The 12,695-nt window shown below is 63.6% G+C and carries 10 protein-coding genes; 3 read left to right on the top strand and 7 right to left on the bottom strand.

Annotated features, from left to right (window positions below; genetic code table 11):
* Positions 1-49: 49 nt before the first annotated feature.
* From WN982_RS38670 to WN982_RS38690, 5 genes are read right to left on the bottom strand one after another with little or no spacing between them, the layout of a single operon-like run.
* Positions 50-1,363 carry a UxaA family hydrolase gene (locus tag WN982_RS38670; RefSeq protein ID WP_341317219.1) on the bottom strand — a complete coding sequence of 438 codons (1,314 nt, stop codon included), beginning with the start codon at positions 1,361-1,363 and terminating at the stop codon, positions 50-52.
* A gap of 42 nt (positions 1,364-1,405) precedes the next feature.
* Positions 1,406-1,732, bottom strand: coding sequence for a UxaA family hydrolase (locus WN982_RS38675; RefSeq protein WP_341317220.1), 327 nt, complete (start codon positions 1,730-1,732; stop codon positions 1,406-1,408).
* Between the two features lie 25 nt (positions 1,733-1,757).
* The gene (locus tag WN982_RS38680; protein WP_341317221.1) at positions 1,758-2,807 is read right to left on the bottom strand and encodes an ABC transporter permease; all 1,050 of its coding nucleotides are present in this window, start codon (positions 2,805-2,807) and stop codon (positions 1,758-1,760) included.
* Entirely contained in the window at positions 2,797-4,317 is a 1,521-nt protein-coding gene (locus WN982_RS38685; protein ID WP_341317222.1) for a sugar ABC transporter ATP-binding protein, read from the bottom strand. The genes WN982_RS38680 and WN982_RS38685 overlap by 11 nt, the downstream gene beginning before the upstream one ends.
* Positions 4,314-5,363 (bottom strand): sugar ABC transporter substrate-binding protein, encoded by a 1,050-nt coding sequence (locus WN982_RS38690; RefSeq protein WP_341317223.1) that lies wholly within the window; start codon positions 5,361-5,363, stop codon positions 4,314-4,316. The genes WN982_RS38685 and WN982_RS38690 overlap by 4 nt, the downstream gene beginning before the upstream one ends.
* Positions 5,364-5,627: 264 nt before the next feature.
* Between WN982_RS38690 and WN982_RS38695 the strand changes: the two genes are divergently transcribed.
* Together WN982_RS38695 and WN982_RS38700 are read left to right on the top strand one after the other, a co-directional pair.
* Positions 5,628-6,413 (top strand): IclR family transcriptional regulator, encoded by a 786-nt coding sequence (locus WN982_RS38695; protein WP_341319561.1) that lies wholly within the window; start codon positions 5,628-5,630, stop codon positions 6,411-6,413.
* A gap of 132 nt (positions 6,414-6,545) precedes the next feature.
* Entirely contained in the window at positions 6,546-7,091 is a 546-nt protein-coding gene (locus tag WN982_RS38700; RefSeq protein ID WP_341317224.1) for a hypothetical protein, read from the top strand.
* An 80-nt stretch (positions 7,092-7,171) separates the two neighbouring features.
* Here WN982_RS38700 and WN982_RS38705 read toward each other — a convergent pair whose 3' ends face one another.
* On the bottom strand, positions 7,172-9,625 hold the full coding sequence (locus WN982_RS38705; protein WP_341317225.1) for a GNAT family N-acetyltransferase: 2,454 nt from the start codon (positions 9,623-9,625) through the stop codon (positions 7,172-7,174).
* 360 nt (positions 9,626-9,985) lie between these two features.
* On the opposite strand from WN982_RS38705, the gene WN982_RS38710 reads away from it, so the two are divergent.
* Entirely contained in the window at positions 9,986-10,855 is an 870-nt protein-coding gene (locus WN982_RS38710; RefSeq protein WP_341317226.1) for a LysR family transcriptional regulator, read from the top strand.
* A gap of 119 nt (positions 10,856-10,974) precedes the next feature.
* Here the strand turns inward: WN982_RS38710 and WN982_RS38715 are convergent, their stop codons facing one another.
* Complete coding sequence (locus tag WN982_RS38715) at positions 10,975-12,576, bottom strand: peptide chain release factor 3 (protein ID WP_341317227.1); 1,602 nt, start codon at positions 12,574-12,576, stop codon at positions 10,975-10,977.
* Positions 12,577-12,695 lie beyond the last annotated feature (119 nt).

The raw sequence follows: 12,695 nt of genomic DNA on the forward strand, positions 1-12,695 counted from the left end.
TTAGCACGCGCGGACGAGGTTTGCCCAGCGCGTTCGTGGACCGATCTGCTCAGTGCGCCTCGATCGCGACAACCCGATGCGGCGCTGCAGCGCTCGACGGCAAGCACGCCGGGCCGACCGGTTCGAAGGTCTTGTAAGTCAGAATGAATTCCTGATGCCCGAGCATCTCCGATTTCGATGCCGCGCCTCGGGACACCGCCACCGTTTGCTCGAATACTTCGCGGCCGACTTCGTCGAGCGTGCCGCGTCCTTCGAGAATGCGGCCCGCATCGACATCCATATCGCCGGCCAGATTGCGATACGTCGCCGGATTCGCGCACACCTTGATAACCGGCGAAATCGCCGAGCCGACCACCGAGCCCCGGCCGGTGGTGAACAGAATCACATGCGCGCCGCATGCGATCAATTCGCCGATTTCCGCGTTGTCGCTGATGTTCGGAAAGCCGAAGCGCGGTTCGCCGTCCGGCACGACATCGAGCAGATAAAGGCCACCGGTCGGCGGCACATCGCCCGGTTTGACGATGCCGACAATCGGCGACGCGCCGCTTTTGGCATACGCGCCTAAAGATTTCTCTTCCTGCGTAGTCAGGCCGCCGTCCGCATTGCCGACCGCGAAGCTGCCATGCCCGAGAATCGAGTAATAGCGCGCCGCCTTCGCCACGCACGCGACGATTGCGTCGCCGAGATCGGGTCGCGCCGCGCGCGTTTTCATATGAAATTCGCAACCCACCAGTTCGCCGGTTTCTTCGAAGATGCAGGTGGCGCCCGCGTCGATCAGATGATCGAACGCGCGGCCCACAGCCGGATTCGCGGTGATGCCGCTGGTGCCGTCCGAGCCGCCGCAGATCGTGCCGATCACCAGCTCGCTCAGCGCCATCGGCACTTTCTGTTGCGCGGCGAGCTGCTTGCGCGCGTCGCGAATCCAGTCGACCCCGTATTGAATCGTGCTGCGTGTGCCGCCTTTTTCCTGAATCGTCAGTATTTCGACGGGACGGCCGCTCGCGCGCACCACGTCCGCCAGATAGTGCTTGTTCATGCTCTCGCAACCGAGCGACACGAACAGCACCGCGCCCACATTCGGGTGCGTGGTGAGACGCTCAAGCATTTTCTCGGCGTAACCGTTCGGATAGCAGCCGGGAAAGCCGATCAGATGCACCGGCGGCTCACGCTCGGCAGAAAGATTATCGAATGCATCCAGCGGCTCGCGAAACTGCGTGACGATCTCGCGCGCGACGTGGTGCGCGCACTCGACCAGATACGCCACCGCGACCACGTTGCGGATGCCTTTGCGGCCATCGCTGCGCAGGTAGCCTTGCAGCGTCGGCTGCTGTGCGGTGGCAGATGCTACGGAAGTGTCAGTCATGATCGTTCCAGCGTGGCGCGCGGCCACTTCAATGTGCACAAATCAGTGATGTACGAACTGGTGGCCCGCATCGTGCGTATAAGTCGGCAGGTAGTCGCTTTCGAGGTTGTGCGTATGCAGATGCGCGCCGCGCATGACTGCTTCGGTCACGTGACCGATTACTGCGCCGTAACGCAGCACCTTGTCGTCTTTCGCGAGTTCCTGGCGTGCCACCTTATGACCGAGTTCGATCGTTTTGGCGAGCGTCACGCGCTCACCTTCGATCTCGACTTGCGTGCCCGCTTCGAGGCGCGCCGCCGCGATCAGGCAGTTATCGGCGGGGCTGAGCAGGATCAAGCGTGGGTCGGTTTGCAATGGGCGGCTGGTCAAGTGAGTTCTCCGTCACGCGTGCTCATTAGTTCTGGCCTTCGCCGCTGGCGAGGCGCGCGATCATCAGCGAGCCGAGGATGATCGCGCCGTAGATCGCCTGAATCCAGAACGACGGTACTTGCGCGAGCGTCAGCAGGTTCTGCACGACGCCGAGCAGCAGCACGCCGGAGAGCGCGCCGAGCATCGTGCCCTTGCCGCCGTCGAGCGAAATGCCGCCGATCACCGCCGCCGCGAACACCGTGAAAATCATCCCGTTGCCCTGATTCGCGTTGATCGCGCCGACATAGCCGGTCACGATCAAGCCGCCGACCGATGCGAGCATGCTGCCGAGCACGAATACGCCCCACGTGATGCGCTCGACACGAATCCCCGCTGCGCGCGCCGCTTCCGGATTGCCGCCGATCGCGTATAGCGCGCGGCCCAAACGGTGATAGCGCAAGACGAATGCCGCAATCGCGAACGCCGCCGCCGCGAGCCAGACAGACAACGGCAAGCCGAGCACGATGGTGGTCGCGAGCGAGAAGAACGACGGCGGCATATCGAACAACGTGCCGCCTTTGGTGGCGCCGACCAGCATGCCGCGTAACACGATCAGCATGGCCAGCGTGACGATGAATGCATTCAGCCGCAAACGCACCACCAGAAATCCGTTGATGAACCCGATCACCGCGCCGACTACGACGATGGCGAGCAAGCCCGCCGCCGCCGGCCATTGCATGCCGAAGCCCGCGGACGCCGCCGGCATCACCAGCATCGCGCCGACAGCAGGCGCGATGCCAACCGTCGATTCGAGCGACAGATCGAACTTGCCGGTCAGCACGATCAGCGATTCAGCGAGCACGACAAGCGCCAATGCCGCCGACGCGCCCAGCACGCTGATCAGATTCGCTCGCGTCAGAAAACTCGGGCTGACAAATGCGCCGATCACGAGCAGCAACGCGAGCGCGGGCAACAACGCCAAGTCGCGCAGGCGAGCAAATTCGATCCGCGCGCGTTTGCCGCGCGTGGCTGCCACGGCCGGCTGCGCTTGAGCTTGCGTCGTGCCGAATGCGGGGCTGGGCACACTATTCTTCATGGAGACTGACTCCTTCAACGGATGCGATCAGATCGTGGTCCTGCCAACCGGCGGGAAATTCGCCCGCGACGCGGCCACGGAACATGACCAGCACACGGTCACAGGTACGCAGATCGTCGAGTTCGCCGGACACCACCAGCACGGCTTTGCCCTCTTCGCGCACGCGATCCACGACGGACAGCAACGCTTCCTTCGATTTCACGTCGACACCGGCGGTCGGGTCGATCAGCACGAGCACATTGGGATCGGTGGCGAGCGCGCGGGCCATCACCACTTTCTGCTGATTGCCGCCCGAGAGCCCAGAGACGATGTGCTCGGGACCTTGCGCGACGATGCCGAGCGCGTCGATCATCTTCTGGCCGAAGGCGTTTTTCTTCGCCGGTGGCGCGATGCCGAATTTGCCGAGCAGGCGCGCAATGGTCATCGAGGCGTTTTCGGCGACCGATTGCGTCAGCACCAGGCCTTCGTGATGGCGATCCTTCGGCACGCAGCCGATGCCATGTGCCAATGCCGCGGGTACGTCGCCAGGCGGCAGTGTGGCGCCGTCAACGCGAATTGCGCCGCGTTTCGCCGCACGCAAACCAGCGATCGCTTCCGCCACGCTGGTGCGGCCGCTACTCGTCGCGCCGGTGAGGCCGACTACTTCGCCGCGCTTCACCGCGAACGACACGTCTTCGTAATCGGAGCCGGCCAGTTCTTCGACTTCCAGCGCGATGGCCGTATCGGCAGGCAACGCATCGCGCGCCGCCGCATCGGCGACTGCGAGGCCGCCGCGCTCGCCGGTCATCGCTTCGATCAACCGCTCGCGCGGCAACGCGGAAACCGGCGCGCTGACGATATGCCGCGCGTCGCGCAGCACCGTCACGGCCTGGCAGATCTCATAGACCTCTTGCAGATGATGCGAGATGAACAGGAATGTCACGCCCTCGCGCTGCAACTCGCTGATACGGCGGAACAGGCGCTTGATTTCATCGCCGTCGAGTTGCGCGGTCGGCTCGTCGAGGATGATGAAACGCGCGCCGTATGACAGCGCCCGCGCGATTTCGACCAGTTGCCGCGCTTCCACTGTCAGATCGCCGGCGCGCGCGTCTTCGCGCACGTCGATTTTCCAGTGGTCGAGCAAATCGCGAGCGTCGCGGCGCATCGCGTTCCAGTCGATCACGCCGTGCCGCGACGGTTGCCGGTTGATGAACAGATTTTCCGCCACCGTGAGATCGCGGATGATGGTCGAATGCTGATAGACGCAGGCGACGCGTTCGCGCCACGCATCGCGATCCGCGATCGACGGCGCGGCCGCACCGCTGAAACGCACCTCGCCGGTATCGGGCTTGCGCAGGCCGGTGAGGATCGACACCAGCGTCGATTTGCCCGCACCGTTGCGCCCGACGAGCGCGTGAGACTCGCCGGGCATCACGCGGATGCTCACGTCGTTCAGCGCGGCCGTGGAGCCGAAGCGTTTGGTGATCTCAAACGCTTCGACGACCGGCACGGATGGCGTGAGCTCGCTCATTTAACCGTGTTACCCCACAACGCTTTGTCGTCGACATTCGACCTGGTCACGAGCGGAGCGGGCAACTGGTCCTCGAGAATGCCCGGCGCCAACTGGATGATGTTGCTGCCGTGATCGGTCGGACCCGGTTTGAAGGTTTGTCCCGCGAGCGCCGCCTTGATATAGAACAGGCCGTACTTCGCATACGAATCGGCGGGCTGGGAAACGGTCGCGTCGATATCGCCGCGGCGGATTGCGTCGAACTCCTGCGGAATACCATCGTTGCTGACGATCACGACGTGCTTCGCGTCGCCGGTGGGAAACAGCATCTGCTTGCGGCGCAGCGTTTGCAGCGTCGGCGACAGATAGACACCGCCCGCCTGCATATAAATACCCTTCACATCAGGGTTCGCGGTCAGCAGACTATCGAGCGCGGTGGCCGCCACGTCGCCCTTCCAGCTCGCCGGAATCTCCAGCAGCGACAAACCCGGATAGCCCTTCAAACAGGACCGGAACGCTTCAGACCGGTCGCGCCCGTTCACCGATGCCAGATCGCCCATGATCTGCACGACCTTGCCCGACTTCACATGCTCGCCGATGTACTTGCACGCCTTCTCGCCATACGCGCGATTGTCGGCGCGCACCACCATCGCGACTTTGCCTTGCGTCGGCGCGACGTCGACGGCGACAACCGGCACGTTCTTCGCCGCCGCCGCATCGAGCGCGCGGCTGATCGCCGCCGAATCCAGCGGCCCGACCACGATGCCCCTGGCGCCGAGATTCAGCAGATTGTTCATGTCGGTGATCTGCTGGGCAGGATCGCCGTTGGAATTGACTGGCGCGAGGATATCGATGCCCATGTCCTTCGCGACCTTGGGCAGATAGTTGTTGTACGACTGCCAGAACGGCGACGTGATGAGCGGCAGATCGAGGCCGATCTTGCCGGCCTCGGTGGCTTGCGCGGTGCCGGTTACAGCGAGGCCGGCAACGCAAGCTGCCGCTGCTGCGGCAAATAGTGAATTCCTGAAAAAACGGCGAGCCGCGAACGGCTCTTTTGCGAACGACATCGTTGTCTCCTGATATGCGTTGTTGAACTGCGTGATCCGGCCATGTTGGATGGCAGGCACTTCGTCCTGCGCTTTCTTATCGTATTGGCGTGCGCTCATTCACCAATGAACGTATTATTCATATACGAATTTTTCGAAGTCAAGGACTATGCACTGTACCAACTGTCCGTGTTTTCCCTGGCCGGGCACAGCCCCGCATGGAATTCACCACGCACTACACTCATGCGCCAGATAATGAGAACTGCACACGGAACGACACCCAAGATGGATGCGGAAGACAAAGACGACGACCGTTACCGCGCGCCCGCGCTCGACAAAGGCCTCGATATCCTCGAACTGCTCGCCGAGCAGAAAGAGGGACTGACGCGCGCCGAAATCACCAAGCTGCTGGGACGCAACGCGAGCGAGATGTACCGGATGCTGGAGCGACTGGTCGCGCGGCAGTACGTCGTGCGTTCGGCGGCGGGCGACCGTTATTCGCTGAGTCTGAAGCTGTACGCGCTCGCGCATCGGCATCCGCCGATGAACCGGCTGATTTCCGAAGCGTTACCGCTGATGCAGCGCTTTGCCGATAGCGCCGAGCAATCGTGTCACCTCGTGGTGTACGACCGCGGCAATCTGCTCGTGATCGCCCAGGTGGATGGACCGGGCACGTGGGGTATTTCGGTGCGGCTCGGGGCGCGTGTCGGTCTGATCGATACGGGTTCGGGGCGGGTGATGCTGGCATTCCAAAGCCCGGAGCAGCGCGAGCAGATGCTGGCCGAACACACCAAGGTGAAAGGCGAAGTCACGATCAATCGCGATGCGCTGGAACAGGCGTGTGAACAAACTCGCGCGGCAGGATTCTCGCAGAAGGACAGCCAGCAGACTGTTGGCGTGACGGACGTCACCTTCCCGATCCAAGGGCCCTCGGGCCAGGCGATTGCGGCGCTTACGTGCCCGTACTTGCGACGCATCGACGAATATGTTGCGCCGACTTTGGAGGCCGCTACAGCGCTGCTGCGCGAGACGGTGCAGGCGTTGTCGATGTTTCGGGAGAGTGGCGTCTAGCGTGGCGTCGACAGAGAGCGAATGTGTGCAGCAGGCCGCTGCACAATCAACCCCATCCGCACATGGTTTAGAATGGCGACCCCCTCAAAAATCACGCCGCATGGGTCCCCTCATGCGCGCCCTCGATAAGCAATGGCGAAACTTCTGACCGATTCCGAATTCCAGCGTTTTTCCGAACTCCAGCAGAAGCAATCGAGCTTCACGATCACGCCCGAAGAAGCCGACGAACTGCGCGACATCGTCGCTCATGCGCAGAAGCGCCGCGACGACCGCGCCGCGGCGATGCAAAGCATCGAGACTTTTATTCAGCAATTCGACATCAGCCCGGACGAACTGTTTTCGCCCGAGCAGATCGGCGACGCCGCACGCACCTACGGCCTGATTCCCGCGGCGAAGAAAGAGCGCGTGCTGCCGCCGTCGTTCACGTTCAACGGCAAGCCGTATCAATGGACGACGCGCGCGCTGCCGGACGACATTCGCGTGCCGCTGTTCGATGCGTTCAAGGCGGGTGAATCGGTGAAGACGTTCATTGCGACGCCGAAGGACGCGAACCGTTGTGCGGCGACGATTGCGCGCCTCGAGCGCGAGACCGGCGCGGTCTACGCTGAAGCATGGCTGGAAGAACTGGCCGTGACGCGCACGCAAGTCGACGAAGCCGCGGCCAAGCTGCCGGCTTGAGGCCATAAACGTCTTTTGTTTTTCGATCACCGCCTCAGCCGTCTGATCGGCGCGGGCGGTGATGATGTGCCCCCCTCCAGTCAATTCTTGCTGCGCGCCGCCTCTGCGCTTTCCTGGGCGGTTTCATCCAACGCCATCCTGAAGCCGACCACGCCCGGATCTTCCGTCTGCGTCATGGTGAACCCGCTGGATTTGGCCAGCGCGATCATCGGACCGTTTTCGCGCAACGCCTCGCCGACCAGCCAATGCGTGCCGCGCGCCCGCGCATACGCGATGATCTTCTCCACCAGCAAGCGTCCTAACTGCCGCCCTTTCTGATCCGAGCGTACCGCGACGGCGAATTCGGCCGTTTCGTTATCGGGATCGGCCACCGCCCGCACCACGCCCAGCGTCCGCGTGAAACCCTCCTCGCTTGCCACCGTCGCGATCAGCGCCATTTCGCGGTCGTAGTCGATCTGCGTCATCCGCGCGAGCTGCGAGTGGTCGAAGCTGCCGACCGCGCCGAAGAACCGCAGGCGTAAATCTTCGGGCGTCATCGCTTCGACGAAATCGTGATGCGCGGCTTCGTCTTCCGGCCGGATCGGCCGCACCGTGATGCGCAGGCCGTGCCAGTCGAGCGTTTCCTCGAAGCGGCGCGGATAAGGCACGATCGCGAGCCGGCTGCGCGTCGATGCGATGCTCAGGGTCGGCTCGACTACCACCACGTGATCGCTGAACACCCGCAGCGTCAGCGTGAGGCCGACGATCTCCTTGACGTCGCACACCGCCTGCGACAACGCCGTCAATGCAGCCAATGCCGGCTCTGGCTCGACCAGACGCGCATAACGCGAACGCGTGACGATGTCGCGCGCGAGCATCGGATTGAGCGGCGGCAAACCGTAGACCCGCAACGGCTCGGATACGCCATCCGCCGACGGTGCGATGAAGCGAAAAACAGGGCCGAAGTTGTCGTCGTCGTGAAGCTCGACGGCGAGGTCGACCACCGGTTTTTTAGCCCGCGTGGCGGCCTGGTCCGCGCAGGGATCAACTGGCTGTTCCACGCGCTCTTCCGCCTGTCCCACCGCGTGCTGCTCGACACGCAGTCCGAAGCGCTCGAGCAGTCGCGCCGCCGCTTCCCCGGTTAGTTGGTGCTCACCTGCCCCGATTGCGGCACGCGCCTGCGCCTGAGCCGCGTCGATCGCTTCGGGAATCTCCGCCGGCAATCCTTCCGGCGTTTGCATCAGCAATTCGCGGCCCAACCGGTAATCGACCAACCGCGCGAAAGCACGCGCGAGCCGCTGCGGCGTCGTATGAACCGGAATGCCTTGCGCATGCAGCGCGTCGCGCGTGGCCGCATCCACGCCGCCGAAAAAACACGCAAGCAAACCGCGATAGGCGAAGCGCTGATTGGCGATCAACGCCTGCGCGACCTCGCCGACCGGCGCGCCATGCGTCGACGCGTGAACCACGAACGCCGTGCCCGTGCTGCGATGCTCGGCAAGTAGCTTCAGCGCGGTGCCGAAATGCTCGGGACGGGCGTCGTCGCCGAGTTGCAGCGGGTTGCCCGCCACCGCGTATGGCAGTGCTTCAGTGAGCGCCGCGTCGGCTTCGGCGGGCCACGGCGCGAGCGTGTCGCCGGCTGCCACAAAAGCGTCGCAGGCGAGCGTGGCGAGGCCTCGGTCGCTGGTGATCAACGTCGCCGTTGCGCCCGCCGCGACGCGGCCCACACCGAGGGTTTCGATTTCGTCGAGCAGATCGTCGAGCGCATCCACGCGCACCATACCTGCGCGACGGAATGCGGCGGTGTACAGCGCGTCGGCGGGATCGGCGCGGCCCGAGCGCAACGCCAGCACCGGCTTGTTGCGCGCCGCCGCGCGTGCCGCCGACATGAACTTGCGCGCCGCGCGCACCGTATCCAGTTCGAGCAGGATGGCGCGCGTGCCGGAATCGCTCGCCAGGTAATCGAGCACGTCGCCGGCATCCACGTCCGCCTCGCCGCCCAGCGCGACCGCGTGCGAAAACCCCAGTCCGCGCGCGTGCGCCCAGCCGAGCACGGCGTTGGTCAGCGCATTCGACTGCGAGACCCACGCGACGCCGCCCCCCTTCACCGTGCACGACGGTGCGCCGAAATGCGCGCGCAGCGCCGGCGACACCACGCCCAGACTGCCAGGCCCGACGATACGCAGCAGATGCGGCCGCGCCGCCGACAGCGCGTGCCGCAACGCGAGCCGGTCGTCATCGGTTCGCACTTCGCCGACGATGATCGCCGCGCGCGTGCCCAAACCGCCAAGCCGATGGATGATGCCAGGCCAGGTATCAGGCGGCGTGCAGATCAGCGCGACGGTAGGCGCGTGCGGCAGATCGCCGGCATCGCCGATCACCGCGCGGCCGCCGAGCGTGTCGTATTTCGGATTGACCGGCCAGATGGGACCGCCGAAGCCGCCTTCCAGCACGCGCGCCCACACCATCGCGCCGGTACTGCCCGGCCGCTCGGAAGCGCCGATCACGGCGACGGATTCGGGTCGGAACAAAGCGTCGAGGTTACGAACGGTCACGGGCGCTCCGCAGATTGAAAAGGGCGCGCCGGCGGCGAGGCGCGTGTCTTCGTCAGGATAGGCGAAGTCGCGGGCTTGCGCGGTGCTTCTGAATGGGTGGCGCGATATGCACGAAATTCCGCTTGATCCGAGCCAACGTGCATCGGAATTTTTTTAGCGCACTTAAGCAAAATATCGAGCCGAAATGCGACAATTAACATGCTGCACGGCGCCTTTGCTCTAGAAGCGCCGGCTGATCATTGCCTGCGTGGCGCGTCGGAGACAACGCGCAGCCAGCGACGCAGCACGAACATAAATTCTGCGGTACTGGCACGACACCTACGGCCTGCACCGGATGATCAAAGAGACAGAAGGTGATTTATGCGGCGCTTGCCATCGCTGATCGCGTTGCGCTTCTTCGAAGAGACAGCCCGCCATATGAGCTTCAATCGCGCTGCGATCGCGCTGTGCGTGACGCAAGGCGCGGTGAGCCGGCAGATCAAGCTGCTCGAGGAATCGCTCGGCGCGAAACTGTTCGAGCGCGATCACAAGGGTATCCGTTTGACGCCGGCCGGTGTGCAATTCCTGCCCTGTCTATCGGACGCTTTCGACACGATCGAACGCGGCTTCCGTCAGATCACCGCGGCCAAAGGCCGGCGGCGTCTCGTCGTCGCGGTGCCGCCGACCTTTGCGACACAGTGGTTCTCACCGCGGCTCGGTTCGCTGGGCGACGAGTTGCCCGATGTCGAACTGTCCGTTCGCACCTCGCCCACGGAAGACTGTCACTGCAATATCCGCTTCGGCCGCGACGCGCTGGCGGGTGCGCATTCCGAATTGCTGATGACCGAGCGCCACGTACTGGTCGGCGCACCACGTTTGCTCAGTGAATCACTCGACATGCTGCTCGAGCATATGCCCGCGCTGCACGTGCTGCATAACGATGCCCGCCTGGACCTGTGGCCGAACTGGCTGGCGAAGGCGGACCTGCCCGCACGCTATGCGGAAAACGGTATCGAGTTTTCTACACTGGAGCAGGCGATTCGCGCGGCGCGCAAAGGCGCTGGGCTGGCGGTGGTCGATCGGAACATGATCGTCGAGGAACTGGCTGATGGGAGTCTGGCGCAGTTCTCGGAGATCGAAGTGACCGGGCCGTTCGGTTACTGGCTCGACATCCCGCAGCAGCACGCGGCGCTTGAGCATGTGCAAGCGTTTGCCAGCTGGATGCGGGAAGAGGTTTTGAAGATGGAGTGAGGTGGTGCACTGCACTGCGCGGCGAGCAGCAAAGCAGGGACGAAAAAATGCCGCGTTTTCGACGCGGCATTTTTATTCGTCTAACGACGCAAGCACCAAGCGCTCACAGCAGGATGAAGTTACATCGCCTTCTTGAACGGCGCGCCCGAGTGCTCGCGCAATTCGTTAAAGACAATCTTCGGCCAAGCCTTCTGCGCGACTTCGATCTCCGACACATGCGACGCCAGATACGTCGGTGCATCCGATGCATCGAGCGCGATCCGCGCCGCGTACGAATCGGTGAAACGGCGCAATTCGGCCGCATCGTCGCTGGTCACCCAACGCGACATGCGATAGCGCGCCGGCGCCATCCGCACGTCGACCTTGTATTCCGTCGACAAGCGGTGCGACACCACTTCGAACTGCAGTTGGCCAACCGCGCCAAGAATCATCAAGCCGCCGACTTCCGGACGGAACACCTGAATCGCGCCTTCTTCGCCGAGCTGCTTCAGCGCCTCGCCGAGTTGCTTGGCGCGCATCGGGTCCACCACTTCGACCGTCTGGAAAATTTCCGGCGCGAAGAACGGCAAGCCGACGAACTGCAACTGCTCGCCTTCGGTCAGCGTATCGCCGAGGCTCAGCGTACCGTGATTCGGGATACCGATGATGTCGCCCGGATACGCCTCGCTGACCGTCTCACGACGCTGCGAAAGGAACGTCACCACGTTATTCGCGCGGAACGTCTTGTTCGTGCGCGTGACCTTCACCGCCATGCCGCGTTCGAAATGCCCCGAACACACGCGAATGAACGCCACGCGGTCGCGGTGCGCGAGGTCCATATTCGCCTGCACCTTGAACACGACGCCGGTGAACTTCGGCTCGTCCGGCATCACCGGACGTTGCACCGTCATGCGCATCGACGGCGGCGGCGCCAGATCGACCAGCGCGTCGAGAATTTCCTTCACGCCGAAATTATTGATCGCCGAGCCGAACAGCACCGGCGATTGCTGACCCGCGAGGAACTGCTCGCGATCGAAATCAGGCGACGCGCCGGTGATCAGGTCGATTTCTTCTTTCGCCTTGACCCAGCTATGACCGAAGCGGCGTTCGCCTTCTTCATCGCTGAGCGCTTGCAGCGTTTCGACCTCGCCGCCCGCCTTATCCTGCCCGGCGCGGAACAGGCGCACCTGATCGCGCTGGATGTCGTAGACACCCTGGAATTCCTTGCCCATGCCGATCGGCCACGTGAACGGCACGGCGGCGACGCCCAGATGCTGCTCGATTTCATCGAGCAGTTCGAGCGGTTCGCGCACTTCGCGGTCGAGCTTGTTGATGAAGGTGACGATCGGCGTCTTGCGGCTGCGGCAGACTTCGAGCAGCTTGAGCGTTTGCGCTTCGACGCCGTTCGCGCCGTCGATCACCATCACGGCGGCGTCGACCGCGGTCAGCACACGGTAGGTATCTTCAGAGAAGTCTTCGTGGCCCGGGGTGTCGAGCAGGTTGATGACAGCGTCGCCGTACTCGAACTGCATGACCGAACTGGCAACGGAAATGCCGCGCTGCTTTTCGATCTCCATCCAGTCCGAGGTCGCGTAGCGATTGCTCTTGCGGCCCTTCACGGTACCGGCGATCTGAATCGCGCCCGAGAACAGCAGCAGCTTTTCAGTGAGCGTGGTTTTGCCCGCGTCCGGGTGGGAAATGACCGCGAACGTGCGGCGGCGTTTGAGTTCGGAGACTGACATCGGGTCTGGCGGTCACGGATAGAGGTTCAGGCGGTCTTCAGAAGCTTGTGGCCTCTGGTCTGCCATGTCTGGCGCGGCGGCGCCGAACTGCGGGAGCCGGTCCGGGACCCGCTTCACGC

The sequence above is a fragment of the Paraburkholderia sp. IMGN_8 genome, assembly GCF_038050405.1.
Classification (GTDB): Bacteria; Pseudomonadota; Gammaproteobacteria; order Burkholderiales; family Burkholderiaceae; genus Paraburkholderia.